Consider the following 26,509-nt stretch of genomic DNA (forward strand, 5'->3'; position numbering starts at 1 on the left):
GTGGTTATCCTAAAGCAGTTATCAAAACGCGACCGACCCCCGACACCAATGGAAAATCGTGCCGACTGGGGCTAACGCGCTATTCTTCGTCTAACTGGGTGAGCGTGCGTACTTTATTCTTGGCTTCGATATTACCTGAGTTTTTTACTCTGCGGTAAATGTTTATGATGGATTTGCACGGGCAATGCGTTTCACCCAGCAGCGGCGGAAATCCGCCACCTTCACAACCGCGTTCTGGCGGAATACCGCCGTCTGTCGGCTACCCTTTCGTTTTTCAGTACTCATAGCCATCACAACAACCAATTGATTCACAATGATATTAATCAAAAATCCTAAAAACCATCAGCACTTGGCACGTTTCTTCCAATACAACTGGGGTGATTAACCCACCCGTTTATTGGAGAGAGAGAAATGAAAAAGACATTATTAACCCTGACGACTGCCGTTATGCTCGGCCTTTCCAGCCTGTACGCCTACGCTGCTGACCCCATTGTGATCAAGTTCAGCCACGTGGTTGCGCCCGATACACCAAAGGGCAAAGCAGCAGAAAAGTTCAAAGCACTGGCGGAAGAAAAGACCAAAGGCGCGGTCAAGGTTGAAGTTTACCCGAACAGTACCCTCTACAAAGACAAGGAAGAAATGGAAGCCCTGCAAATGGGTGCGGTACAAATGCTCGCGCCATCACTGGCGAAATTCGGCCCACTGGGAGTGAAAGAGTTTGAAGCATTCGACCTGCCGTACATTTTCGACGGTTACGATGCACTGCACAAAGTTACCCAAGGCGAAGTCGGCAAAAGCCTGCTGGCGAAATTGGAACCTAAAGGCGTGAAAGGCTTGGCGTACTGGGACAACGGTTTCAAAATCATGAGTGCCAATAAGCCGCTGAAAACCACGGATGATTACAAGGGTCTGAAGATGCGCATCCAATCTTCCAAAGTGCTGGAAGCTGAAATGCGGGCGCTGGGTGCAAACCCACAAGTTATGCCGTTCTCTGAAACCTACCAAGCGCTGCAAACCGGCGTTGTCGACGGTACGGAAAACCCACCTTCCAACCTTTACACCCAGAAAATGCATGAAGTGCAGAAGAATGCCTCCGTCACTAACCACGGTTACTTAGGCTATGCGGTCATCGCCAACAAAGCTTTCTGGGACGGCCTGCCTGCTGAAACCCGCACCGGATTGGAAGAAGCGCTGAAAGAATCCACCGATTTCGCCAACCAAATTGCCAAGGAAGAAAACGACAAGGCACTGGAAGCCGTGAAAGCCTCCGGCAAAACCGAAGTTTATGTCCCGACCGAAGACGAAATCAAAGCCCTGAAAGCTGCCCTGCTGCCAGTACACGACGAAATGGCTGAGCGCATCGGCAAAGACCTGATTGACTCCATCAAGAAGGCAACAGAAGCGAAGTAAGACGAAGAATTCCCCTCACCCCCTAGCCCCCTCTCCCTCAAGGGGCGAGGGGGAACAAGAAAAAACACGTTTTTTAGCCCCTCTCCCCTTGAGGGAGAGGGGTTGGGGTGAGGGGTTCTTAAATACATTTTGGAGGAGAAATGTATGAAATGGCTTGACCGTCTTGAGGAAATTTTCATTACAGCGCTGATTGCCGTCGCCACACTGGTGATTTTCGCTGCTGTTGTCCACCGTTACCTGTCGGGGCTGCATTTAGGAGCCGTACAGGACTTTTTATTGAGCATCCATTTCAGTTGGGCGCAGGAACTGTGCATCATCCTGTTTGTGTGGATGGCGAAATTCGGCGCGGCTTACGGCGTGCGCCAAGGGATTCACGTGGGGGTCGATGTACTGGTAAACCGTTTGGCTCCCGATAATCGCCGCATCATGGTTATGGTAGCACTCGCTGCTGGGGTTTTGTTTACTGGCATTGTCGCCATTTTGGGCGCTCGTATGGTGTGGGAAAACGGGCTGGCGTATGTGGCGCTGAACATGCTGGGTATGGATGTTGGCAACCACTACGAAGGCCCGACCACGCCTGATCTGGAATGGCCGACATGGGCGGTGTATCTGGCAGTGCCGTTGGGTTCGTCGTTGATGTCGTTCCGGTTTATGCAAGTGCTGGCGAATTTCTGGCGCACGGGCGATTTGCCCCACCATGACCACGGTCATGTGGATGGGCTGGATGACGTTGAACCCTTCCCTGTCGTGGAGCAAAAACCATGAGCGCACTAATCATTTTTGGCTTATTGATGCTGCTGATGCTGACCGGGATGCCGATTTCAATCGCACTCGGCCTCACGGTATTGACCTTCCTGTTTACCATGACCTCTGTGCCGATTGAAGCGGTGGCGTTAAAGCTGTTCACCGGGATTGAGAAATTCGAGATCATGGCAATCCCCTTCTTTATTTTGGCGGGTAACTTCCTCACGCATGGCGGGGTGGCGAAACGCATGATCTTCTTTGCCTCGTCGATGGTGGGGCATTGGTATGGCGGCTTGGGTCTAGCGGGCGTCTTGGCTTGCGCTTTGTTCGCGGCAGTGTCTGGTTCTAGCCCAGCAACCGTGGTAGCGATTGGCTCAATCTTGTTGCCTGCGATGGTGAAAGCGGGTTTCCCGAAAAGTTTTGGCGCGGGGGTAATTACTACTTCTGGGGCACTGGGGATTTTGATCCCACCGTCCATCGTCATGGTCATGTATGCGGTGGCAACCAATACGTCGGTCGGAGCGCTATTCATGGCAGGGGTAGTTCCGGGCTTGCTGCTGGCAGGTTTTCTGGGCTTCACCACCTGGTATCGGGCGCGTAAACACAATTACCCGCGTCAGCCCAAAGCCAGTTTTGCAGTACGTTTGAAATCCTTCAAAGATTCGGTGTGGGGCTTGCTGCTGATCGTGGTGGTCATGGGCGGGATTTACACCGGCATATTCACCCCGACGGAAGCGGCGGCAATGAGTGCGGTGTATGCCTTCGTAGTAGCAGTGTTCGTCTACAAGGACATGGGGCTGAAGGATGTGCCGAAAGTGTTGCTGAATTCTGCCAGCATGTCGGCGATGTTGCTGTACATCATCACTAACGCCGTGATGTTCTCGTTCATCATGACCAATGAGCAAATCCCGCAAACCTTGGCGGAATGGATGTTGGCGCAAGGCTTAGGCCCGATTGTATTCCTGCTGGCAGTGAACGTGTTGCTGCTGATGGCGGGTAACTTTATGGAACCTTCCAGCATTACGCTGATTTTCGCACCGATCCTGTTCCCGATGGCGATGAAACTGGGCATTGACCCGATCCATTTCGGCATCCTGATGGTGGTGAATATGGAAGTAGGGATGTGCCATCCGCCCGTGGGCTTGAACTTGTACGTGGCGTCTGGGATTACCAAAATGGGCATCACCGAACTGACCGTAGCGGTGTGGCCTTGGTTGCTGACCATGCTGGTGTTCCTGATGCTAGTGACTTACTGGCCTGCGATGAGCCTGTGGCTACCGGGCGTAATGGGCATGTTGTAGGAAGTAATGAAAATGACTGAAATGAAACCGTTTAAAACCATTTTGTATGCCACCAACTTGGGCACGCACATGCGCCCGGTGTTCCGGCAGGCGATCAATCTGGCGCGTATCCATCAGGCGAAAATCATCATGTTGCACGCGGTTGCGCCAATTGGCTCGACTGGGCAAGCCATCCTGTCGATGTATTTACCCGACAAGGAAGTGCATGACATTGAGCAGGAAAGCATGAATCAGGTGATCGAAACCATGCGCGAACGCTTGAAAAACTACTGTGCCGAAGAGGATGACATCTGCAAGGACAAGGACGAGTTGCTCGACAAGATCGTGGTCAGCGCGGGCAATCCGGCAGATGTGATCAACCATTACGCCGAAACGCACGGGGTGGATTTGATCGTGATCGGTACGCATACCCGCCATGCTGGTGGGCATACCATGCTGGGGTCAACAGCGCGGACGGTGACGCAGCATAGCAAGGTTCCTGTGTTGATTATTCCGAACGGGGAATAGCCGCCCCTCGCGTTTTTTGTGGTATTTGCGCCTGCCGCTCCTCCGTCAGGCGCTTTTTTATAGCCAAACCCGATTACCCGTTTCAGGCGGAGGTGGTTTTACAGGTGCTGGCGGGGTGATTACTGGCGGCGCAGGCTGCCAATTGGGTTGCACGTTTGGTATGCCCCCGAATGCCGGAAAACCCTGAAAAAACTTCTGCACAAACTCGTCATTCAACGGACTGTCCTTGAAAAATGGGTCGTCAAACGGGTCTTGCTTGAAGAACGGATGGTCGAACGGGTCTTTGCCGCCGAACAGCGAATTACCCAACGGGAAACCGTTGCCAAACGCATTGCCAAACAGCGCGTCTGGGCGCATTTCCAGTGCCTGCAACACGGCCTGCTTACGGTCTTCCGGTAAATTCGCTTGCGCCAATTGCTGGCGGATTTCCTCTTGCGTACCCTCAAAGGTGAACTTGTGGGTGTCGTTGGTTTGATCCTGATAATTGATTTCCGCGTGGTAACGCCCGTCCGGCAGGGTATGGACTTGCACAGCCTGCGACTGTAGCTGGATGTTGGGAGCTGCGTGCGGTTGCTGAAGCTGGAAGGGGTCGTCTGCCCACGCGGGGCTGCTTAATAGGGTTGCCAGTGTCAACGCCAGAAGATGTTGTGCTTTCATACGTCACGCCTCATCGGGTAAGACGGCTAAGGTTTATGAATGTTACAGCAGCAATTTTAAGCCAGATGGACAGCGGGTACAGTTACGAAATGTTAAGGTTTTCACATGGCTGGGAGTATTGCTTGATACACTAGACCATAGTCAGACGTGGTGTTGTAAGCGTACATGATGATCAATAAAGGTTAATGCACTTGGGTAAACGATCCCACCACCAGTGGTTATTTTCGCGCCTCCCCCAGCGGCGACCTTTCAGTGCGGCAACGTGGTTCTGGCTACTGCTGCTATTTGCCATCATCACCTTGCTGACGGTTTACCACAGCGTGCAACAAAGCGCGGCTGACGGTTTGAAACGTGAGGCTTACAGCCAACTCGCACGCTTACGCAGCCAATTGGAATCCGCGCTCGACCGCCACGCCTACCTGCCCGAACTGTTGGCAGCAAACCGCGAAGTGCAAGATTTCCTGCAAACCTCCCCTGCCGACCCCACGAAATTGGCGCACCTCAACCAGTATTTGGAACAGGCCAACACCATTGCAGGCACGGCGGACATTTACCTGATGCGAGCCGATGGCCTGACCATCACCGCCAGCAATTGGAACAAACCGTTCACGTTTATTGGCAAAAACTTCGCGTTCCGCCCCTATTTTCAGCAGGCGATACAGGGGAAAACCTCACGTTATTACGCGCTGGGAACCACGTCTGGCGAACGCGGCTATTACTTCGCAGCCCCGGTACACACAACGCAAGGCACGGTATTGGGGGTGGTCGCGGTCAAGGTCGGGGTAGAAACACTGGAAAGCGGATTGGCGCAACGCAATATGGATTTCATCGTCACCGACCCGGACGGGATTGTGTTCATGTCCAACCCTGAACGTTGGCGTTACCATGCCTTGCAAGCCCTGCCCGCCGATAAACTGGCGCAACTGCGCGACAGCCGCCGTTATGCGGATACGGTCATTACCCCGTTGCCGGATTTGTCCATCCAACCCAACTTGCTGGAGCAACAGGTTAACGAAGACGACACGCCCTATCTTGTACTGCACAATGACATGATGGATGCCGCCGGATGGCATCTTTACCTGCTGGTTGACCGGGGAAGTGTGAGCCGCACGGCACTGCTGGCGGTATTGTTTGCCGCGATCTTGCTGACGTTGAGCAGTTTGCTGATCTATTTGTTATGGAAAAACCAGCGTCAGCGCCGCGAATACGAGCAGCACATCCGCGAAGAACTCGAAGCCAAAGTCGAAAAACGCACCCGTGAATTGCGTTACACCCAAGAAGAACTGGTGCAAGCAGCGAAAATGGCAGCATTAGGGCAACTTTCCGCCGGGATCAACCACGAGTTGAACAATCCGCTGACCGCGATCCGCGCTTACGCCGACAATGCCGCGCAGTTCCTCGACATCGGCAAACCCGAGATTGCCCGCAATAACCTCACCGAAATCGTCGCCCTCACCGAACGCATGGCAACGATTACCCGCCAGCTCAAAACCTTTTCGCGCAAAAGTACGGGGCAAATGGAAACCTGCGACCTGCACCGCGCCCTTGATTCCGCCCTTAGCATCGTGCAGCCGAAACTGGCGCAAACCCGCGTGCAACTGGAACAACTGCGGGCTGACCATACCCGTTACGTGCAGGCAGATTTGGTGTGGTTGGAACAGATTCTGGTCAACCTGCTCAGCAATGCGGTCGAAGCGGTGCAGGAACAGGACGAACAGCACATCTGGATTACCCTGCAACAAGCCGATGGGCAAGTGTGCGTCAGCGTGCGTGATAACGGCGCGGGCATCAGTGAGCAAGCCCTGCCGCGTGTGTTTGAAGCATTTTTTACCACCAAAACCGTCGGTAAAGGGTTAGGATTAGGCTTGTCGATTTCCTATCGCCTTGCCAAAGACATGCACGGGCATTTGGCGGTGCGCAATGCGCGGGAAGGCGGCGCAATTTTCACCCTGAGCTTGCAACAAGCCGCCGACGGAGGGCAGCAATGACCGCAACCAACATCATTTTGGTCGATGACGAAAAAGCGGTACGCGATTCCACCGCGCAATCCCTGATGCTGGCAGGTTTTGAGGTGGAAACCTTCAGCAACGCGCCAAGCGCACTGGCGAAAATTACCCCCGAATTTGAGGGCGTGGTGATTTCCGACATCCGAATGCCGGGGATGGATGGCTTGGAATTCCTCCAACGCATTTTGAAAATCGACCGCGATTTACCCGTCATCCTGATCAGTGGGCACGCCGACGTAGCCACGGCAGTGCTAGCCATGCGCAAAGGCAGCTATGATTTGCTGGAAAAACCGTTTTCCAACACCCAATTGGTGGATGTGATCAAACGCGCCAGCGAAAAACGCCGCCTGACGCTGGAAAACCGCGCCCTGAAAGAAGCACTGGAAAACCAAACTCGCCCCGGCCCACGCATCATCGGGCAAACCCCGTCGATCATGAACCTGCGCAAGATGATCACGCGCCTCGCCAACGTCAACGCCGACGTGCTGGTGTGGGGCGAAACGGGCACGGGCAAGGAATTGGTGGCGCGTTCCCTGCACGAACAGAGCAAGCGCCGCGACCACAATTACGTGGCGATCAATTGCGCGGCGATCCCCGAAAGCCTGCTCGACAGCGAGCTGTTTGGGCACGAAGCGGGCGCTTTCACCGGGGCAAAAGTCAAACGCATCGGCAAGTTTGAACACGCCAATGGTGGCACGCTGTTTCTGGATGAGATTGAAGGGATGCCGCTTTCCACCCAAGCACCGTTGCTGCGGGTGTTGCAGGAACGCAAGATCGAACGGTTGGGTTCCAATAAGCTGATTCCGCTCGACATCCGCGTGATTGCTGCGACCAAGGTGGATTTAATGGAAGCGGCAGAACGCGCGGAATTCCGCAAAGATTTGTATTACCGCCTGAATGTGGTGACGCTGGAAGTGCCGCCGTTGCGGGCGCGGCGAGAAGACATCCCGCTACTGTTCCAACATTTTGTGCTGGTGGCAGCGGCGCGGTGCGAAACCGAAGTGCCGCCGCTCAACAGCAAGGCGCTGCACGTGCTGATCGGGCACGACTGGCCGGGCAATATCCGCGAATTGCGCAATATTGCCGAGCGTTATGTGCTGCTGGGTGAGGCGTACAATTTCGACCTTGCCGCACTGATGAAATCCGATGAAAAGCTGGAAGGCATGTCGCTGGCAGAACAGGTTTCCTGCTTTGAAAAAATCCTGATCGAACAGGCACTCAACCGCCACAAAGGTAACACGCGGGAAGTGATGGACGCGCTCGACTTACCGCGCAAAACCCTGACCGACAAGATGAAAAAGTACGGTTTGGAACGCGGGCAATTCCGCGAGTAACCGCCCCTTACCGCTCGCGCTGGCGTTTCGCAGGCCGCACATAGATATGCCCCGGCGGATGCTTAATCACAATCGGTTGTGCACAATGCGGACAATTGGTGTAAGTCTGTAGGCGGATGTCCTGCTTGACCTCTTCAAACACCAAGCGTGCGTCAGAGCGGCTGATACCGATTTTGAGGCGCACCTTTTCCAGATAACGCAGGCCACCGAAATCCAGCCTGCCGTCTTCCATCGCTTTGATCATTTCAATACGGAAACTTTCGCGCCGCCGCTTCAATTCATTGATGATGCCAGACGCCAAAATCGCCGCAGGCAAGGCCGCCACCGCAATCCCGGTAATGATGATCATGCCGCTGAACACCTTGCCTACCGTGGTAATCGGCACGGCATCGCCGTACCCCACCGTAGCCACTGTCACCGTTGACCACCACACGGCACGGGGAATGCTGCCGAATTTTTCCGGCTGGATATGCCCTTCGACCAGATACATGCCAGTCGCGGACAACAAGATCAACATGCTGAGGATGAACAGCGCCGACACCAGCGTTTCCGCCTCCTGTTTAAGCACCACCAGCAGCAAACCGAGGGAATGGGAGTAACGGGTCAGCTTCAGCAGCCGTAACAAACGCAGGCTACGCAGCACGCGCCAATCCGCCACACCCAAAAAGAAACTGAGGTAAAACGGCAGGATTGCCACCAAATCCACCAACGCCATCGGCGACAGCAAATAGCGCCAACGCCCCCCGACCGGGTGCTTAAAATCCACATCGCTGGATTCCACGCAAATCCACGCACGCACGATATACTCGATGGTGAAAACCGCCACCGAAAAAACTTCAAACCACCAAAAGAACGCCGCATACGTCTCGTAGATGCTGTGCTCAGACTCCACCGTGACCGCGATCACATTGAGCGATACCAACACCATCAAGAAGCGGTTGATGAATTTTATCCACCCCGCGCCCTTTTGTTCCTCCAACGCCAAAAACAGCCAACGGCGAGCATTATACATACCCTAACCCTTTGCAAAGGGCGTAGCCCTACGCCCTTCCCTATCACCTGATTATTATTTAAAAACGGCTACGAATTTTCTGGTACAGCCCAGAAATTTCCTCGCCCAGTTCATGCAACTCTTCCATCACCTCAAGGCGTACATCTTCCACCTTGTCGGCAATTTTGTGTTGCAGCTTATCCACATCTTCGCCCAAATCGTGGATTTCCTCTTTGGCCTTCATGTTCAACTTCCACGTCGTAGCGGAAGCCCCACTCTTGAGTTCACGCAATTCATCCTCAAACCCTTCGATCAAGTCACCGGCTTTTTCCGCCAGCACCAGACCGGAATGTTTTAAGCGCCCTTGCAGGTTCTCCCATTTGCCTTCGGCCTTTTCCCACTCGTCGTGGGCATCCATATTGCCCAAATGCATACGTACCCGGAATTCTTCGCGCTCGGCTTTCAGTTTAGCCAGCAGTTGTTCCACTTTCTCGTGCATGATGTCATCCCTCTCTTGTGTAAGTTCATGTTCAATATACTATATCCACCACCTGCGCCGTTATGCCATTGGTCATGTGATTGAACTTTTCCGCAAAACAACGCTCAATTGGGTAACATTATACCGCCATCGAAGGGCTATGCCGGTATGTTACTTTGACCACAAACTAGGGGCTTTTTCATGAAAAAAATTCTATTTTCACTCGCAATTGTTGGGGGACTGAGCGCCTGCGCACCCATGTCGCAAATGCAGCCGCCACCCACCGTCGTTTCCGCCCAAGACTTGAACTGGATCGCCGACAAAGTTTTCAAAAACGAAACCAGCGGTGATCCAGCGAAACTTATCGTGTGGAACGCGCAAGAAGAGTTCGCCTCACTCGGCATCGGGCATTTCATCTGGTATCCCGAAGGGCGGCACGGGCCTTACACCGAAACCTTCCCCGGCTTGCTGGAATACACCAAAACCAGCGGCGTCCCACTCCCCACTTGGCTGCAAAACCGCACGGCACGCGGTGCACCGTGGCCTAATAAAGTGGCATTTGAACGGGCGCAAGGCGACAAGGAAGTGACCGAACTGCGTAATTACCTGCAACAAACCATGAATCTTCAGGCTAATTATATGTCAGCCCGCCTGACCCGTGCCTTACCGGAACTGCTGAACCACGTTGCCCCCGCAGAGCGCGACCGGGTGCTGAAAAATTACCAAGCTGTTGAAAAATCACCTAAAGGGCTGTATCCGCTGCTGGATTACGTCAACTTCAAAGGCGAAGGCATCAGCCCCACCGAACGTTACAACGGTCAAGGCTGGGGTTTGCTGCAAGTGTTGTTGGCAATGAACCCATCACAACCGGGGCCGCAAGCCCTGTCTGAATTTGCCCGCGCTGCGGAAGATGTCTTAACCCGCCGCATTGCCAATGCCCCACCGGAACGCCAAGAAGCCAAATGGATGGCGGGATGGCGGGCGCGGTTGGATACCTATCGCCCACAGAATTTGCTGGCTGGGTATTAAACCTGCGCGTGCAATGCGTGCAGCAACTCGGGGGTAACGTAGGTGTAAGTGCCTGCGTTGCCCTGCAACACCGTAAAAGGCGCATCCGGCTCACCGAATTGGTCGAGCACCAACACTGCCTTGCTGAAATCGTGATCGCGGGTGTAATCATTGACCGTGACAATCGTTTTCAGGTTTGCCGCTGTGGATGAGCGGATGCCATTGTCGGAATCCTCAAACGCCAGACATTCCGCTGGCTCCACGCCCATTTGTTGCATCGCGTATTGGTAAATATCCGGTGCGGGCTTTTTCTTCGGCACAATATCACCCGCCGCAATGCACTCGAACCAACCGATGGACTCCTCACCCAACGTGGCTTTCAGCAAATATGTAACATTTTCCGGCGTGGTCGTCGTGGCAATGCCAAGGCGTAAGCCAGCGGCACGCGCTGCCCGGATCAGGCGTTCCGCACCGTTACGCAGCGGGATTTCACCGTTTTGCAGCATTTCCAGATAGAAATGGGTTTTGCGCTTGTGCATCCGTGCCGCGAAATCAGCTACGCCTTCCGGCGGGGTGAAATCGGGCAAGTATTTTTCCAAAAAATAGCGGATGCGTTCTTTGCCGCCCGTAACGGTCAGCAGGTCGGCGTAGATTTCCACCGTCCAATTCCAATCTAGCCCCGCTTCGGCGAAGGCTTTGTTGAAGGCGGGGCGATGCCCATCGCGTTCGGTGTCGGCGAGCGTGCCGTCTACGTCAAATAAGAGTGTGGTGAGTGCCATGTCGTTACCTTTGGTTTTTAGCGTGGCTGTATTCTAGTCTGCGGGCAAAAGTGGGGAAAATAGCCCTTGTGTGCTATGGTTAACGCTATCATTCGACTCGGAGCGGCGGGCATGTCACTGGCTTATCAACTCGGTACACAAGAACACTTTACCTATGCCGATTACTGCAAATGGTCAGAGGATGAGCGCTGGGAACTGATTGACGGGGTTGCGTATGCGATGGCTGCGCCTAGCACCACCCACCAGCGGGTCATTAGTGAACTTGTCCGTCAAATTGGCAACTTTTTAGTAGGCAAACCTTGCGAAGTGTTCCCCGCCCCGTTTGATGTGCGCCTTGCCGCTACTGATGCCACCGATGACCAAACCAACAACGTGGTACAGCCTGACATTTCCATAATCTGCGATAAAAACAAACTGGATGACAAAGGCTGTAAAGGTGCGCCGGATTGGATCATCGAAGTGCTTTCCCCCTCCACCGCATCCAAAGACCTGATCCACAAGCTGCGGCTGTACGAACGTCACGGGGTACGTGAATATTGGGTCGTACACCCGGTTGACCGCGTGGTAATGATGTGGACGCTGTGCACTGACGGGCGTTACGGCGCGTGCTGATCGAAGAAACCCAAGGCACTCAAGCCTCCGCGCTATTCCCTGATCTGGTGTTGGAGTGGGATGTGCTGTTCCCTCCGCCTGAACCGCCCGTGTACCTGAAAGAACCACCAGCGGGGGTTTATTATTCCCGTTAGGCACTGATCCACCACCCAAATCAAACGATTTTCGGCGTTAAATTCCGCACAACGAAAAAGGCTAGCTAAGGGGATTTTTAAACCATCCCACCTGCGCTATGCTTCCCCTACCCCATCGCCCCGCACAAAAGGATTTGAGTCATGTCCCATTGGTATTCTGCACGAGTAAAAACGGCCTGCGTGGCGATCGTCGCCGGGTTGGCGATATTGGCCTCCCCCATCGCTTCCGCATTTGATGCCCCTCAGATTGCGGCAAAAATCAAAGCTGCCAGACCCAAAGTACGTGACCCGGCGGGCTGGGCAAACGACATACTGGGTGCATTGCAAGCACATAACCTGCCGCAAACCCCGGAAAACGTTTGCGCCTTGGTGGCGATTATCGACCAAGAATCAGCTTTTTCCGCCAACCCCAGCGTGCCCAATCTGGGCAAAGTGTCGGAAAAGGCAGTCATTGCCAAACTCAACCAGCATCCCATTTTAGGCGGGCAAGCCAGCACGTTTCTTGCCCAATACCCCAACCCACGCAACAGTTTCATGCAGCGCATCCGCCATGCCAAAACCGAACGTGACCTTGATTGGGCTTACCGCGACTTAACCGCCGGGATAGCGCAGGAATACAAACTGAGTTTCCTGATGAACAGCGACTTCGCCCGCGATTTCATCGAAAGCCAAAACGAAATCAACACCCTCGGCCCCATGCAAGTCGATGTCAACTTTGCCGTGCAACACGAAGCAGCACGACGTGGCAGAGCCTTGTCCTTGCAGGAAATTTACCAACTGCGCGACGCACTTTATACCCGCAAAGGTGGGCTGTACTACGGCACACTGCTGCTATTGGGGTATGAAACGGGCTATGGCAAAAAGCTGTTCCGCTTTGCCGACTACAACGCAGGGCGCTATACCAGCCGCAACGCCGCCTTCCAAACCGTGGTGGGTGCATTGGCAAAACTGCCTATCGCCACCGATGGTGATTTATTGATGTATGAAAAAGGTAGCGTCAGCTCAGCGGTCAGCAATACCGAACAGGCTGTGCGCATCGTCGCCGACAAATACGGCCTAATCCTGCCCAACCAGCGCATCCGCAGCGATTTGATGCAGGAAAAAACACTGGGTTTCAATAGCACCTCGACCTACAAAACCGTGATGCAAGCCTACCAATTGGTGAAAAAAGCTGCCCCGCCGTATGCAGTCGTGCCGCGCATCACCTTGCACAGTGAAAAAACCTCGCGCATCCTCACTACCGAACGTTTTGCCAATATGGTCAATAAACGCTACCAACGCTGCCTTGCCCAACCCGAAGGCGTTGTTAGCCAAGCCATTCCAGCAACCGTAGGTAAAAGCCTCAGCCCAGCAGTTCCAGCGGCAACTGATCAACGTCCAGCCCCTTCATTTCTACAAGACTGGGTAAATCTTCCAGCGATTTGAGGTTGAAATAGTCGAGGAACTGGCGGGTCGTGCCGAGCATTTCCGGTCTGCCCGGCAGTTCCTTATGCCCTACCACCCGCACCCAATCGCGCTCCAACAAGGTTTTGATGATGTTGGCATTGACCGCCACGCCCCGGATTTCTTCGATTTCTGCACGGGTAATCGGTTGCCGCCACGCAATCAGTGCCAAAGTTTCGAGGAAGACGCGGGAATATTTCGGCGGCTTTTCCTGCGAGTGACGTTGCACCCATTCTTTGAATTCAGCGCGGGTTTGCAGGCGGAAACCACTTGCTGTTTCCACCAATTCAAAGCTTTGCCCTGCACACGCGGTTTGCAATACCTGTAACGCCACGCGGATGGTTTGGCGCGTCACCCGTTCTTCTGGCGGGAAATAGCCTTCCAATTGTTCCAGCGACAAAGGTTTCTCAGCGGTAAGCAAGATTGCTTGCAGAATGGTTTCAAGCGGCATGGGCATCTCCCGCAGGACGGATATATAGCAATGCATAGACATCATCGCTTTGCACCACGTCAATCAAGTGCGCCTTGAGCAATTCCAGCACCGCCATCAGCGACACCACCACCCCACGTCGCCCCTCTTCCACTTTGAACAAATGGGTAAACGGCACAATGGCTTGCTGCTGCAACAGGCTCAGAATGTGGGTCATGCGTTCGCGGATCGACAAGTGTTCGCGCTTGATCTGGTGATGGCTGAACATATCTGCCCGCCGTAGGACATCCTGAAACGCCAGCAGCAATTCGCGTAAGGAAACCTGCGGTTGCGGGCGCGGCGGCTTGGGGAAATCGGCAGCCGTTTGCGCCACGTAATGTTCCCGCTCCAAACGCGGCAAGCTATCCAGCTCGGCAGCAGCCTGCTTGCACTGCTCGTATTCCTGTAATTGGCGCATCAACGCAGCACGCGGGTCATCTTCTTCATCAATCTCAGCATGGCGTGGCAACAACATGCGGGATTTGATTTCCGCCAACATTGCCGCCATCAGCAAGTATTCCGCCGCCAAATCGAGGTTAAAATCTTTCATCAACTCGACATAGGCCATGTATTGCACGGTCACATCGGCAATGGGGATGTCGCAAATGTCGAAATTTTGCCGCCGGATCAGGTACAACAGCAAATCCAGCGGGCCTTCAAAGGCTTCCAAAAAGACCGCTAGCGCGTCGGGCGGGATGTACAAATCCTCCGGCATGGTGACAAGCTGTTCACCACGCACAATCGCCAGCGGCATCTCTTTTTGGATGAACCCCTCACCCCCCAGCCCCCTCTCCCTCAAGGGGCGAGGGGGAGCAAGAGGTTTTCTTAGCCCCTCTCCCCTTGAGGGAGAGGGGTTGGGGTGAGGGGTAATCACAAATGATGGGTAAAACGCATGGCTTCCATCACATCCACCATCGTTGCCTTGGCAACTTGGCGGGCGGTTTCAGCCCCTTCGCGCAAAATTTCACGCACCCTCCCCCGGTCTGCCTCAAATTCGGCAGCACGTTGTTGGATCGGCGCAAGTTCCGCCTGCACTGCCGCAATCACCGGCTGTTTGCATTCGATGCAACCGATACCCGCGCTGCGGCAACCTTCCTGCACCCATTGCTTGGTGGTGTCGTCGGAATACACTTCGTGGAACTGCCATACCGGGCAACGTGCTGGATCGCCGGGGTCAGTACGGCGCACGCGGTTGGTGTCAGTCGGCATGGTGCGGATTTTCTTTTCCACACTCTCCGGCGACTCGCGCAGGGAAAGGGTGTTGTTGTAGGACTTGGACATTTTCTGCCCATCCAGCCCCGGCATTTTCGAGGCTTTGGTCAGCGCGGCTTGCGGTTCAGGCAGGATGGTTTTACCAGAGCCTTCCAAATAACCCAGCAAACGTTCGCGGTCGCCTACACTCAGACTTTGCTGCGACTCCAACAACGCCCGCCCCATAACAATCGCATCGGTACTGCCTTGCTCTTGGTATTGGCGACGCAAGTCACGGTAAGTTTTCGCGTGTTTCTTACCCATCTTATTGGCGGCTTGTTCGGCTTTTTCTTCAAAGCCCGGTTCGCGCCCGTAGAGGTGGTTGAAACGCCGCGCCACTTCGCGGGTAATTTCGATATGCGCCACTTGGTCTGCACCGACGGGTACGTGGTCAGCCTTGTAGATCAGGATGTCCGCCGATTGCAGCAGCGGGTAGCCCAAGAAACCGTAAGTGGCCAAGTCGCGCTCTTTGAGCTTTTCCTGCTGGTCTTTATAAGTCGGAACCCGTTCCAACCAGCCCAACGGAGTAATCATCGACAACAGCAGGTGCAATTCGGCATGTTGCGGCACATGCGATTGGGTGAAAACGGTCGCACAACGCGGGTCTATGCCTGCTGCCAGCCAATCAATCGCCATGTCTTCCACGTGCTGGGAAATGCCATCCGGCGTTTCGTAATGGGTGGTGAGGGCGTGCCAATCGGCAACGAAGAAAAAGCACTCGTGCTGGTGCTGCATTTCAACCCAATTTTTCAGGACACCGTGATAATGCCCCAAGTGTAACAGTCCGGTTGGGCGCATCCCGGAAACGATGCGCTGACGATGCGAAGGCGTAGTACTCACGCAAATACCTTATTCATTCAACTCAAAAGAAAAGATGCCCCAACAAGGCAGCCAATGTACCGACCAGCGGCATGATAATGTTATCCAGCACCCCAAAATACAGCAGCGCCACCACGATGATCATACCATACGGCTCAATCTGGTCGAGCACGCTGGAAATGCTGGGCGGCAACAAGCCGGAAAGCACCCTGCCCCCATCCAGCGGCGGAATCGGCAACAGGTTAAACACCAGCAACACCAAGTTGATCATAATGCCATTCTGGCTCATTGCCATGAAACCACGCGCCACATTCTCATTGGGGATCAGGTTGGCGAACACGATCAGTAAAATAATCCACAAAACCGCCATCAATAAGTTGGCTAATGGCCCAGCAATAGCCACCAACACCATGTCTTTACGGTAGTTTTTCAGGTTACGGAAATTCACTGGAACGGGCTTTGCCCAGCCAAACAGAAAGGGCGCATTCAGCAGCAGTAACACCACAGGCACGGCGATTGTCCCTATCGGGTCAACGTGCTTGATCGGGTTCAGCGACAGCCGCCCCAACATTTTTGCGGTGCTGTCCCCTAATTTGTTCGCCATCCAACCATGCGCAACTTCGTGCAAGGTGATCGCAAACAATACCGGGATAGCCCACGTTGCCAACCCGTACATAAAGGCATTGATGTCAAAATCCATATTCAAATCTTAATGCTCCACCAACCAATTCACACTGCCCTTGCCTTCACGCAGGACAACCGGACGGGCTTCCATCAAATCCACGACCGTAGTGGGTTCGTGTCCACAAAAACCACCATCAATGATCAAGTCCACCTGATGCTCCAAGGACAAACGGATTTGGTAAGGGTCAACCATCGGCAGGTCTTCCCCCGGCAAAATCAAGGTGCTGGACATCAACGGCTCGTTCAGCTCCTGTAAAAGCGTCTGCGTAACAATGTGATCCGGCAGACGGATACCGATAGTCTTGCGTTTGGGGTTTTGCAAACGGCGCGGCACTTCACGGGTAGCCTGAAGGATAAAGGTGTAAGGCCCCGGCGTTAGCGACTTGATCAGCCGATAGTTCATATTATCAACTTGCGCATACAGGGCAATTTCCGACAGGTCGCGGCACACCAAGGTGAAGTTGTGTTTGTTGTCCACCTTGCGGATACGTTGGATACGTTCCATCGCCGCCTTGTCGCCCAAATGGCAACCAATGGCATAACTGGAATCGGTTGGAAACACCACCACACCACCATCACGGATGATTTGTACGGCTTGCTTAACCAATCGGGCTTGGGGGTTTTCAGGATGAATTTGAAAATACTGACTCATGGTTCGATTATCGTTTAGAATTGGCGACTTTAAAATTAACTGATTATACCAATACGCATGAAGTTCCTGTTTGACTTTTTCCCGGTTGCACTGTTCTTTCTGGTGTACAAATTCTTTGGCGACCTGCCTGCCGCGTGGGTAGAAGCCGCCAACCAATTTCCACTGATGGCCTTGAACCAGAGCAACCCCAAGGACGCGATCCTGATGGCAACGTTGGTGATCATACTCGCAACGATCCTACAAAACGTGGCGTATTTTGCCATGCACCGCCGTTTCGAGCGGATGCACCTGATCACGCTGGGAATTTTACTGGTATTCGGCACACTGACGCTCTTCCTGAAAGACCCACTGTTCATCAAATGGAAAGTCAGCATCATCAACTGGGCATTCGCGCTGGCCTTCATTGGCAGCTTGTTTGTGGGCAACCGCAAACCACTGGCGGAACGCATGATGTCCCACGCCATCCAAGCCCCCGCCGCGACATGGAAACAGGTTAACACGCTGTGGGCCATTTTCTTTGCTTTCATTGGTGTGTTAAACCTTGTCATTGCCTACTTTTTTAGTGAAAACGTCTGGGTAAACTTTAAACTATTCGGCGTACTGGGACTAACCTTGGTATTTGTTGTCATACAAGCGCTCTACTTGCAAAAGTATGCCGACGAACCGGCTGAATAGTTACGAAAATTTAAGGACATGGCGAATATGTTATATGTAATCATCGGCGACGACACAGCGGATAGCCTGCCCGCACGGCTAGCGGCACGCCCGGCACACTTGGAACGGCTCCACGCCCTGCGTGATGCAGGCCGTTTGCTGGTAGCAGGCCCCACCCCGGCAATTGATGCCAATGACCCCGGCGAGGCGGGTTTCACCGGCAGCATCATTATTGCCGAATTTGATTCGCTGGAAGCGGCACAAAGCTGGGCAGACGCTGACCCTTACCGGGCAGCAGGTGTTTACCAGCGTGTCACCGTCAAACCTTTCAAGAAAGTGTTACCTTAAAAGAGGAAGAGTAAAACAATGCGATTGATAACCAATAAAATGCTTGTAACTGGGCTGCTTGGGCTGAGCTTGGTAGCGGCTGCCAACCTGTATGCAGAAACTGCACCGGCTGCAACACCACCAGCGGGCGCGGCTGCTCCTGCTGCTGACGCCAAAGGCGCGGATGCCGTAGTCGCCACAGTAAATGGTCAAAACATCACTAAATCTACCTTGGATACCGTCATCGGCATGGTGCGCGGCTCCAGCCCTGATGCCAAAGTCGACACCAAAGCCGTGCTTGATGACCTGATCATCACCGAAATTGCACGCCAAGAAGCCAACAAATCCGGCCTTGCCGACCGCGCCGACATCAAGCAAAAACTCCAAGACATCACCGACAAACTGGTGCTGAACGCTTGGACACAAGACAAAGCGGCTTCCTTCAAAATCACTGACGAAGAGCTGAAAGCCTCTTACGACAAGCAAATCAGTGCTGGCGACAAGTTTGAATACCATGCCCGCCACATCCTGATGAAAACCAAGGAAGAAGCCCAAGGCGTCATCAAGGAATTGGACAACAAAGGTGATTTCGCTGAACTGGCGAAGAAATCTTCCGATGGCCCATCAGCATCTACTGGCGGCGATCTCGGCTGGTTCAAGCTGGCTACAATGGTCAAGCCATTCGCTGAAGCCGTTGCCAAAATGGAACCGGGCACGATTACCAAAGAACCTGTGCAAACTGAGTTCGGCTTCCACGTCATCAAGTTGGAAGAACGCCGCGAAGTCAAACCACCTGAATTCGACGCGGTAAAACCCCAACTGCAACGCCAAATGGAGCAAGAAAAAATGCTCAAGTACATGGAAGAGTTGCGTACTAAAGCGGACGTAAAAGTCCTGCTGCCGGAAGAAAAAGCAGCCGACGCAAAACCTGCTGATGCTAAAGCAGCAGAGCCGAAGGCTGAAGAGAAGAAATAAAAGTCCCTCTTTTTCCGTATAAAGAAACCCCTCCCCATCCCTCCCCTTATCAGGGGAGGGAGCAAGAGGCGGAGTGGATTTCTTTCTCCTCCCCTGATAAGAGGAGGTCGGGAGGGGTTTCCATACACCGCAACAAGGGAGCTGTCATGAAGCCAGACTGGAAGAATTTTCTGATTGATTGTGGAGCTGAGTTTGCTGATGACTCGCTCGTTTCTTTCGGCAATCCTGAACGCGAACGCCGTATCCCCCCGCAAGGTGCAATCCTGTGCGACCTTTCACACTTTGGCCTGATCAGTGTCAGCGGCGACGATGCCACCACTTTTCTACAAGGCCAACTGACCAACGACATCCGCCAAGTGACCGATTCCGTATCGCAACTGAGTGCTTGGTGCACTGCCCAAGGCCGTGTGTTGGCAACCTTTTTCATCACCAAACGTCACGGTGCTTACTACCTAAGCGTATCAAGTGATTTGCTCGAACCTGTACTCAAACGCCTGCGCATGTACGTGCTGCGTTCCAAAGTGGTACTGGAAGATGCCAGCGCCAGCTTGGTGCATTTCGGTTACGCCGCACCCGACGGTGACAAGCGTTTGCAGGAAATCCTCGGGGCAGCGCCCGCCAAAGCCTACGACACCGTGCAAGTCAATGGCCTGACCATTATGCACCAACCCGCACCGATCCCGCGTTTCAAAATTCTGGGTGAACTGGATGAAGCGCGGAAGCTGTGGGAGTTACTCAACGTCAACTCGGCCTGCGTAGGGCGCAGTGGCTGGGAATATTTCAACATCCTCTCCGGCGTACCGATGGTTTCTAAAGCCAGCAGCGAAGCGTGGGTTCCGCAGATGTTGAACATGCACGTGATCAACGGCGTGAGTTTCACCAAAGGCTGTTTCCCCGGTCAAGAGATCGTTGCCCGCCTCAAATACTTAGGCAAGTCCAAACGCCAGATGTACCGCATCGGCATTCCCCATTGCGTGAAAACACCGGCAGTAGGAAGCCATATTGCCAGTGGCACTGACCCGGATGCTGGAACCATCCTCAACGCCACCCTCAACCCGGATGGTTATGTGGAAGCACTGGCGGTGATGAAGATTGCGGAAGCGGCAAATCCGCTGCATCTGGGGGAATATACGGTGAAAGTACTGGAATTGCCTTACGAATTGGAAACCGAGTAACTCAACTCTCTTCCAACAAAAGGGCGCAGATTGCGCCCTTTTTTATGGTCATTACTTACGGGCGTCTAGCTCCGCAGCAGAAAAGCCCGGCATACGTGCTGCCATAATGGCATTAGTGAACGTCGCACTCGGACGCATAACCGCTTTGGTCATGGCAGAATCGGCGAAGAAATAACCGCCAATATCCACAGGCTGGCCTTGGACGCTTTTCATCTCCGCAATGATGCTGTCTTCGTTTTCCGCCAGAACTTTCGCCAGCTTGCCAAAATGTTCAGCCATCTCCGGTTCTTCGGTTTGCTTGGCGAGCGCTTGTGCCCAATACATCGCCAGATAGAAGTGATTGCCGCGCGTATCCAGCTCGCCAGTTCGCGGCTTCGGTGACTTATCATTCAACAACACATTCCCGATGGCCTCATCCAGCGTGACCGAAAGCACTTTGGCTTTGTTGCTGCCGTATTGTCTAGCCACCTGTTCAAAGGAAACCGTCAGCGCCAGAAACTCCCCTAAGGAATCCCAGCTTAGATGGTTCTCTTCCAGCAATTGCTTCACCAATACCGGCGCAGTACCACCCGCACCCGTTTCATACAAGCCACCGCCGTTCATCAGCGGCACAATAGACAGCATTTTGGCGCTAGTACCCACTTCCATAATCGGGAACAAGTCAGTCAGGTAGTCGCGTAAAATATTACCAGTAACGGAAATCGTGCTCTTGCCACGGATAATACGTTCCAGACTGAAACGCATCCCGCGCAGGGGTGACATAATGCAAATATCAACATCCGTCAGGTCGTAATCCTTCAGGTAAGTTTTAACCTTTTTGATCAGCTCATTCTCATGCGGACGGTACTCATCCAGCCAGAATACCGTCGGCAATTTGGATTCACGCGCCCGTCTGACCGCCAACCCCACCCAGTCACGCACTGGCAGGTCTTTGGTTTGGCACATGCGCCAGATGTCGCCAGCTTCCACGTTTTGCTCAATCAGGACATTGCCCTGATCATCCACAATACGCGCCACGCCATCTTCGGGAATTTCAAAGGTCTTGTCATGCGAACCGTATTCTTCGGCTTTTTGCGCCATCAGACCGACGTTCGGCACCGAACCCAGTGTCCTAGGGTCGAAAGAACCGTGGGTTTTACAGAAGTTAATGATCTCCTGATAAATACGCGCAAACGTACTTTCCGGCATCACCGCCTTGGTATCTTTCAACTTACCCGCCGGACCATACATTTTGCCGCCATTGCGGATCATGGCTGGCATCGAGGCATCCACGATGACATGGTTCGGGGAATGCAGATTGGAAATGCCTTTGGCTGAATCCACCATCGCCAGTTCTGGGCGGTGTTCGTAGCAGGCATGAATGTCCCGCTCGATTTCTTCACGCAACGAGGTTGGCAGTGTGGCAATCTTTTCATACACACTGCTCATACCGTTGTTCGGGTTGACACCCAGTTCCTTGAACAACTGACCGTGTTTTTCAAACAGCTCTTTGTAGAAAATCTTGACGCAGTGACCGAAAACAATCGGGTGCGAGACCTTCATCATGGTGGCTTTCACATGCAGCGAGAACATGACGCCCGTTTCCTTCGCGTCTTCAATCTGCTTTTCATAGAACTCGCACAGGGCTTTTTTGCTCATAAACATGCTGTCTATGATTTCGCCTTCCAGCAGGGAAACTTTCGGCTTGAGCACGATGGTTTTACCGCTCTTTGTCAGCAAATCCATGCTGACATCGCAGGCACGATCCATCGTCATGCATTTTTCACTGCTATAAAAGTCACCGCCATGCATGTGTGAAACGTGCGTCCGTGACGCTTGGCTCCACTCCTTCATTTCATGCGGGTAAGTTTGTGCGTAACGCTTGACGGCAGCCGGTACACGGCGATCCGAGTTGCCTTCACGCAGCACCGGGTTGACTGCACTGCCCAGCACTTTGGAGTAACGGCGCAGAATGGTTTTTTCTTCTTCTGTTTGCGGGTCTTCGGGGTAATCCGGCAGGTTGTAGCCTGCGGCTTGCAGTTCTTTGACAGTCGCGACCAGTTGCGGCACAGAGGCACTGATATTGGGCAGCTTGATAATATTGCTATCCGGCTCTTGCGTCAGTTGCGCCATGATCGCCAGCTCATCCGATACCTGTTGCTCGGCTGTCAGGTAATCAGCGAATTCTGCAAGGGCACGTGCGGGCAGGGACAGATCACTTTTGGCGATTTCAATGCCAGCGCCTGATGCAAAAGTGCGAATAATCGGTAGCAAGGAACAAGTCGCCAGCAGCGGCGCCTCATCAGTCAGTGTGTAAATTACCTTTGGTGTTTCATTATTCATGTACAACTATTCCTGGAAGCGAGATTGTCAGACGATCTTATATAAAAACCGCAATAATCGCTACTAACTCCGAATGAAAAAACACGAATTGTCGACATTATATTGTTTTAATGCTTTTGTTGCAGCGCACATACGCTATCCTGTAACATTCGCCTTATCCCTATCAATATAGTCAGGTATTAACATCCATGCCAGAGCCAGCATTGCATAACGATCACCTTGTACGCGACATTGCCACCACCATCCTGCAAGGCTTCAACCGCCACTTTGAAATTTTCCAACGCATTACCGCCGGGGCGCGGCAGCGTTTTGAAGATGCAGATTGGCGGGCAGTGCAATTGGCTTCGCGTGAACGTATCGTGCTGTATGACCGGCGTATTGAGGAAACCATCGTTCTGGTGCGTGACCTGTACGAAATCCGCAGCATCGACCCCGACTTGTGGCGTGAAATCAAGCATTGTTACGTGCGCCTGCTGCTCAACCACCAGCAGCCGGAATTGGCGGAAACCTTTTACACCTCGGTGTTTTGCCGCCAGTTCCCACGCCAGTACTACACCAACGAATACATTTTCCTGCGCAGCTCCATTTCCACCGAATACATCGACTCGGAAGAAACCAGTTACGTTGCCTACTACCCACACGCCACTGGCTTGCGGACAAGCATCCGCAGCATCATCAACAATGCCGGGTTCACCCTGCCGTTTGAAAATCTGGAACGCGACCTGCGCAATATTTTCCGCGCTATCGTGAAACAGTTCCGGGGCAAGTCGGCGCGTAAGGCACATTTGAATTTCCAGCTTTCGGTGATCCGCCACCCGTTTTTCCGCAACAAGGCAGCGTACCTCGTCGGTTTAATGACCAATGGACGCAAGGAAGTGCCGTTTGCGCTGCCGATCCTCAATAACGAGCGCGGCGGGCTGTACATTGATGCGCTGTTGCTGGGGGAAAAACTGCTGTCGGTGGTGTTCAGCTATTCGCAGGCGTATTTCATGATGGAACACCAAGTCCCGTCGGCGGTGACTTCGTTCCTGCAAAAGCTGCTGCCGCGCCGCGACACCTCGGAGTTGTATTCCGCGATTGGCTTGCACAAGCAGGGCAAGTCGGCGTTTTACCGCGATTTCTTGCACCACCTGAAACATTCCAGCGATGAATTTGTTATCGCGCCGGGGATACGCGGGATGGTCATGATGGTGTTCACCCTGCCCTCCTACCCCTACGTGTTCAAGATCATCAAGGATCGGTTTGCACCGCAGAAAGAGTTCAGCCGCCAGCAGGTCGAGGAAAAATACCAGTTGGTCAAACGCCATGACCGCGTGGGGCGCATGGCGGATATGCTGGAATATTCTAATGTTGCGCTGCCGCGTGAACGTTTCGTGCCGGAATTGTTGCAGGAATTGCAGGACACTTGCGCCAGCAGCATCACTATTGACGGCGATAGCGTTATTTTCCGCCATATCTATCTGGAACGGCGCATGATCCCGCTGAACATTTTCATCGAAACCGCCGACGACGCCTTGCTGGAAAAAGTGATCGTGGATTACGGCACGGCGATCAAACAACTGGCGGGCGCGAACATCTTCCCCGGCGATTTCCTCTACAAAAACTTCGGCGTAACGCAATTGGGGCGGGTGGTGTTCTACGACTACGACGAAATCACTTACATGACCGAATGCAACTTCCGCAACATTCCGCCGCCACGCTGCGAAGAAGATGAATTCAGCGCCGAGCCGTGGTATTCGATAGAACCCAACGACGTGTTCCCGGAAGAATTCGGCACATTCCTGTTAACCAACCCGAAAATCCGCAAGACCTTCCTCCAGCACCACAAGGATTTGCTGACGGCTGATTACTGGCGCGGAAAACAGGCAAATATCCGCCACGGGAAATACGAAGACGTATTCCCCTACCCAGAGGAACTGCGCTTCCCTATTTCTCCCACGCGCTGAAGGCTTCGGGGTTTGATACAGTCAAAACCGCGCCATCGGCACTGATGCTGCTCCCGCCTTTGAGGTTCAGCGTCGTGCCGCCGCATTCACCCTGAAAACTCAGCGTGCCATTGGGGCCACCGGAGAATGTCCCTCCGCAGGACTTTTCTTCGCTGACGCCATTGAGGGATGCGACTGCTTTGGATTTCATGCTGGCTTCGCCATAACCGGGCACTTGGCTACCGACATTCCAGAAAGATACGGTAATGGTGGTTGTCACAATGTTTTTGAAACCACCGTAGCTGTAGTCGCCATCAAATGAGCCTGATGCCGTGACCTTGACGGGCGTTATATCGGAAGCGGCTGCATTGGGCGCAGGAGGTTCATCGGGTTTTACCTCTTCGGAATCTTTGGTGTCAGGTTGCGCTTTTTCACCTTTATTGTCTTCCTCCCCGGTCAAACCTTTCCTTACCGCTTCCCAAGCCTCCGCATCGTTATTTTTTAATGCTTCGTGGCGCTCTTCCGGGGTCATGTCAGCATAGCTCTTTTTTGCTGGTGGTTTTGGTGCTGATTCCTCTTCCTCAGCCTCTTTGGTTTCTTTTATCTTGTCTTCCAAACGCTTTCTGGCATCTTTCGCTTCTTGGGCTTCTTTTTCTTTGCGTGCTGCACTTTCCTTTTCGGCCTTTTCTTTTGCAGCCGCTTCTTCGGCTTTTTTCGCTTCATCAGCCTTGGCTTTTTCAGCCGCCTCCTGCGCTTTTTTGTCTTCTTCGGCTTTTGCCGCCACTTCTTTTTTCCAACCGTTTATGTGGCTGCTGACTTCCCGCTGAAATTTATCGAGGTCGGGAATATGCGAATAATCTGTTTCGTCGAATAAGGTAATAAAAGGGCTGGTAATGACATCGCCGACTTTAGTGGCATCCGCCAAGTTTTTATAAAGGTCGGACTCCAGAATAAAGCCCGTAATGATACGGTCATGGTATCTGACGGCTGCTTCAGGGTCGGCAGGCACTCTGTCCCACTTGGTGGGGTCTTCGGGCAATTTCATCGAATCTTGGACTGCCACTCTATCTGCCATTGCTTTGAGCTTGAACTCGTATTGCTTACCGTAAATCTTGCCGTACTTTTCCGCAATCAGGTAGCCAAAATCATGGCGTTGCGCCACTTCATCCAAGGAATCCATCGGGGCTTCAAGACCTGCTTTATTCGCATCCGTGCCGCCGCCCCAATAACCGGGGCCGTACCATTTGCCATAGCGGGCGATAGGCTCATTCTTGATCACCCCCTCACACAACGATGCCCAGCCGCGATCTGCGCGATCCGCCGTCACGCCCATCATTTTTAATGCCTGTTGACACCGATCCCGCGTGGAAATTTCCGCCAAGGCGTCATTAGCTGCAAACAGGGAATACGCTGCCAATACGGCAAGCATCACTTGGTTCGTTTTACGTTTCATCTTGTTATGCCTATGTATCAAAGTCCAAGTCACCGCGCCGCAAGCTCACTGCGGAACCTGCGTTGGGTGGGTCAACCACCTTACCCAAGATTGTAGCGTATCAGAGCCGACCCACTGCTGGGTTGCCATACGTCAAGGGTTGACGAGTCAAGTGCATGGCTGAGCAATTTTTTCAATTCACTCCCGACCAATAAAGCCGGGAGAATGTTGCGCTGAGCTGCAAACCGGCTGTCAAGCCGTGGTTTCAATCCACTCCCGACCAATAAAGCCGGGAGAATTTATCGTGCAAATGACCGTGGAACAACACACCGTTTGTTTCAATCCACTCCCGACCAATAAAGCCGGGAGAATGCCACGGAAACCGGAAGCAAGCTGCAAAGTGCCGGGTTTCAATCCACT

Annotated in this window: 27 protein-coding genes and 1 CRISPR repeat array (1 of these 28 cut by a window edge); of the genes, 15 read left to right on the forward strand and 12 right to left on the reverse strand. The window is 53.3% G+C overall.

Annotation, left to right across the window (positions count from 1 at the left end; genetic code table 11):
* Window positions 1-162 precede the first annotated feature (162 nt).
* Window positions 163-291 (reverse strand): hypothetical protein, encoded by a 129-nt coding sequence (locus PHE17_RS03315; protein WP_301014394.1) that lies wholly within the window; start codon window positions 289-291, stop codon window positions 163-165.
* Window positions 292-411: 120 nt separating this feature from the next.
* Between PHE17_RS03315 and PHE17_RS03320 the strand changes: the two genes are divergently transcribed.
* The 4 genes from PHE17_RS03320 to PHE17_RS03335 all read left to right on the forward strand — a co-directional run bounded on the left by PHE17_RS03320 (window position 412) and on the right by PHE17_RS03335 (window position 3,962).
* The gene (locus tag PHE17_RS03320; RefSeq protein WP_301014395.1) at window positions 412-1,410 is read left to right on the forward strand and encodes a TRAP transporter substrate-binding protein; all 999 of its coding nucleotides are present in this window, start codon (window positions 412-414) and stop codon (window positions 1,408-1,410) included.
* A 144-nt stretch (window positions 1,411-1,554) separates the two neighbouring features.
* Window positions 1,555-2,175, forward strand: coding sequence for a TRAP transporter small permease (locus tag PHE17_RS03325; protein WP_301014396.1), 621 nt, complete (start codon window positions 1,555-1,557; stop codon window positions 2,173-2,175).
* On the forward strand, window positions 2,172-3,455 hold the full coding sequence (locus PHE17_RS03330) for a TRAP transporter large permease subunit (RefSeq protein WP_301014397.1): 1,284 nt from the start codon (window positions 2,172-2,174) through the stop codon (window positions 3,453-3,455). Before PHE17_RS03325 ends, PHE17_RS03330 begins: the two co-directional genes overlap by 4 nt.
* A 12-nt stretch (window positions 3,456-3,467) precedes the next feature.
* On the forward strand, window positions 3,468-3,962 hold the full coding sequence (locus tag PHE17_RS03335; protein WP_301014398.1) for a universal stress protein: 495 nt from the start codon (window positions 3,468-3,470) through the stop codon (window positions 3,960-3,962).
* 57 nt (window positions 3,963-4,019) lie between these two features.
* On the opposite strand, the gene PHE17_RS03340 is transcribed toward PHE17_RS03335, so the two are convergent.
* On the reverse strand, window positions 4,020-4,619 hold the full coding sequence (locus PHE17_RS03340; RefSeq protein WP_301014399.1) for a hypothetical protein: 600 nt from the start codon (window positions 4,617-4,619) through the stop codon (window positions 4,020-4,022).
* 191 nt (window positions 4,620-4,810) lie between these two features.
* Between PHE17_RS03340 and PHE17_RS03345 the strand changes: the two genes are divergently transcribed.
* On the forward strand, window positions 4,811-6,607 hold the full coding sequence (locus tag PHE17_RS03345) for an ATP-binding protein (protein WP_301014400.1): 1,797 nt from the start codon (window positions 4,811-4,813) through the stop codon (window positions 6,605-6,607).
* Window positions 6,604-7,959 carry a sigma-54 dependent transcriptional regulator gene (locus PHE17_RS03350; protein WP_301014401.1) on the forward strand — a complete coding sequence of 452 codons (1,356 nt, stop codon included), beginning with the start codon at window positions 6,604-6,606 and terminating at the stop codon, window positions 7,957-7,959. Before PHE17_RS03345 ends, PHE17_RS03350 begins: the two co-directional genes overlap by 4 nt.
* A 7-nt stretch (window positions 7,960-7,966) precedes the next feature.
* On the opposite strand, the gene PHE17_RS03355 is transcribed toward PHE17_RS03350, so the two are convergent.
* Window positions 7,967-8,971 (reverse strand): ion transporter, encoded by a 1,005-nt coding sequence (locus PHE17_RS03355; protein WP_301014402.1) that lies wholly within the window; start codon window positions 8,969-8,971, stop codon window positions 7,967-7,969.
* A gap of 58 nt (window positions 8,972-9,029) precedes the next feature.
* Window positions 9,030-9,449 carry a hypothetical protein gene (locus PHE17_RS03360; RefSeq protein ID WP_301014403.1) on the reverse strand — a complete coding sequence of 140 codons (420 nt, stop codon included), beginning with the start codon at window positions 9,447-9,449 and terminating at the stop codon, window positions 9,030-9,032.
* A 180-nt stretch (window positions 9,450-9,629) separates the two neighbouring features.
* Between PHE17_RS03360 and PHE17_RS03365 the strand changes: the two genes are divergently transcribed.
* Complete coding sequence (locus PHE17_RS03365) at window positions 9,630-10,457, forward strand: hypothetical protein (RefSeq protein ID WP_301014404.1); 828 nt, start codon at window positions 9,630-9,632, stop codon at window positions 10,455-10,457.
* Here PHE17_RS03365 and PHE17_RS03370 read toward each other — a convergent pair.
* Window positions 10,454-11,215: an HAD family hydrolase gene (locus PHE17_RS03370; RefSeq protein WP_301014405.1), complete on the reverse strand. Its 762-nt coding sequence runs from the start codon at window positions 11,213-11,215 to the stop codon at window positions 10,454-10,456. The genes PHE17_RS03365 and PHE17_RS03370 overlap by 4 nt on opposite strands.
* Window positions 11,216-11,326: 111 nt before the next feature.
* On the opposite strand from PHE17_RS03370, the gene PHE17_RS03375 reads away from it, so the two are divergent.
* From PHE17_RS03375 to PHE17_RS03385, 3 genes are all read left to right on the forward strand, one after another.
* Window positions 11,327-11,827, forward strand: a complete 501-nt coding sequence (locus tag PHE17_RS03375; protein ID WP_301014406.1) for a Uma2 family endonuclease — start codon at window positions 11,327-11,329, stop codon at window positions 11,825-11,827.
* The gene (locus tag PHE17_RS03380) at window positions 11,821-11,961 is read left to right on the forward strand and encodes a hypothetical protein (RefSeq protein WP_301014407.1); all 141 of its coding nucleotides are present in this window, start codon (window positions 11,821-11,823) and stop codon (window positions 11,959-11,961) included. Before PHE17_RS03375 ends, PHE17_RS03380 begins: the two co-directional genes overlap by 7 nt.
* A 141-nt stretch (window positions 11,962-12,102) precedes the next feature.
* The gene (locus PHE17_RS03385; RefSeq protein WP_301014408.1) at window positions 12,103-13,386 is read left to right on the forward strand and encodes a DUF1615 family protein; all 1,284 of its coding nucleotides are present in this window, start codon (window positions 12,103-12,105) and stop codon (window positions 13,384-13,386) included.
* On the opposite strand, the gene scpB is transcribed toward PHE17_RS03385, so the two are convergent.
* From scpB to PHE17_RS03410, 5 genes are all read right to left on the reverse strand, one after another.
* The gene (scpB, locus tag PHE17_RS03390; protein WP_301014409.1) at window positions 13,304-13,855 is read right to left on the reverse strand and encodes an SMC-Scp complex subunit ScpB; all 552 of its coding nucleotides are present in this window, start codon (window positions 13,853-13,855) and stop codon (window positions 13,304-13,306) included. The two genes, PHE17_RS03385 and scpB, sit on opposite strands and share 83 nt — an antisense overlap.
* Window positions 13,845-14,627, reverse strand: a complete 783-nt coding sequence (locus PHE17_RS03395; RefSeq protein ID WP_301014410.1) for a segregation/condensation protein A — start codon at window positions 14,625-14,627, stop codon at window positions 13,845-13,847. The genes scpB and PHE17_RS03395 overlap by 11 nt, the downstream gene beginning before the upstream one ends.
* 116 nt (window positions 14,628-14,743) lie before the next feature.
* Entirely contained in the window at window positions 14,744-15,964 is a 1,221-nt protein-coding gene (locus tag PHE17_RS03400; RefSeq protein WP_301014411.1) for a tryptophan--tRNA ligase, read from the reverse strand.
* Window positions 15,965-15,986: 22 nt separating this feature from the next.
* Complete coding sequence (locus PHE17_RS03405; protein ID WP_301014412.1) at window positions 15,987-16,643, reverse strand: site-2 protease family protein; 657 nt, start codon at window positions 16,641-16,643, stop codon at window positions 15,987-15,989.
* A 9-nt stretch (window positions 16,644-16,652) separates the two neighbouring features.
* Complete coding sequence (locus PHE17_RS03410; protein ID WP_301014413.1) at window positions 16,653-17,279, reverse strand: L-threonylcarbamoyladenylate synthase; 627 nt, start codon at window positions 17,277-17,279, stop codon at window positions 16,653-16,655.
* Between the two features lie 57 nt (window positions 17,280-17,336).
* Between PHE17_RS03410 and PHE17_RS03415 the strand changes: the two genes are divergently transcribed.
* The 4 genes from PHE17_RS03415 (at window position 17,337) to PHE17_RS03430 (ending at window position 20,410) form a co-directional block, all read left to right on the forward strand.
* Window positions 17,337-17,954 carry a septation protein A gene (locus PHE17_RS03415; RefSeq protein ID WP_301014414.1) on the forward strand — a complete coding sequence of 206 codons (618 nt, stop codon included), beginning with the start codon at window positions 17,337-17,339 and terminating at the stop codon, window positions 17,952-17,954.
* 27 nt (window positions 17,955-17,981) lie between these two features.
* Window positions 17,982-18,281 (forward strand): YciI family protein, encoded by a 300-nt coding sequence (locus tag PHE17_RS03420; RefSeq protein WP_301014415.1) that lies wholly within the window; start codon window positions 17,982-17,984, stop codon window positions 18,279-18,281.
* A gap of 18 nt (window positions 18,282-18,299) precedes the next feature.
* On the forward strand, window positions 18,300-19,235 hold the full coding sequence (locus PHE17_RS03425) for a peptidylprolyl isomerase (RefSeq protein WP_301014416.1): 936 nt from the start codon (window positions 18,300-18,302) through the stop codon (window positions 19,233-19,235).
* Between the two features lie 146 nt (window positions 19,236-19,381).
* Window positions 19,382-20,410, forward strand: coding sequence for a folate-binding protein (locus PHE17_RS03430; RefSeq protein ID WP_301014417.1), 1,029 nt, complete (start codon window positions 19,382-19,384; stop codon window positions 20,408-20,410).
* A 51-nt stretch (window positions 20,411-20,461) separates the two neighbouring features.
* Here the strand turns inward: PHE17_RS03430 and PHE17_RS03435 are convergent, their stop codons facing one another.
* Window positions 20,462-22,732, reverse strand: a complete 2,271-nt coding sequence (locus PHE17_RS03435) for an NADP-dependent isocitrate dehydrogenase (RefSeq protein WP_301014418.1) — start codon at window positions 22,730-22,732, stop codon at window positions 20,462-20,464.
* A 188-nt stretch (window positions 22,733-22,920) separates the two neighbouring features.
* Here PHE17_RS03435 and aceK point away from each other — a divergent pair, with 188 nt between their 5' ends.
* On the forward strand, window positions 22,921-24,678 hold the full coding sequence (aceK, locus tag PHE17_RS03440; protein ID WP_301014419.1) for a bifunctional isocitrate dehydrogenase kinase/phosphatase: 1,758 nt from the start codon (window positions 22,921-22,923) through the stop codon (window positions 24,676-24,678).
* On the opposite strand, the gene PHE17_RS03445 is transcribed toward aceK, so the two are convergent.
* Window positions 24,659-26,110 (reverse strand): hypothetical protein, encoded by a 1,452-nt coding sequence (locus PHE17_RS03445; protein WP_301014420.1) that lies wholly within the window; start codon window positions 26,108-26,110, stop codon window positions 24,659-24,661. The two genes, aceK and PHE17_RS03445, sit on opposite strands and share 20 nt — an antisense overlap.
* A gap of 170 nt (window positions 26,111-26,280) precedes the next feature.
* Window positions 26,281-26,509: a CRISPR direct-repeat array (repeat unit 37 nt) (it continues 2,468 nt past the right edge of the window).

The organism is Thiothrix sp., assembly GCF_028714775.1.
In the GTDB taxonomy this organism is placed as follows: domain Bacteria; phylum Pseudomonadota; class Gammaproteobacteria; order Thiotrichales; family Thiotrichaceae; genus Thiothrix.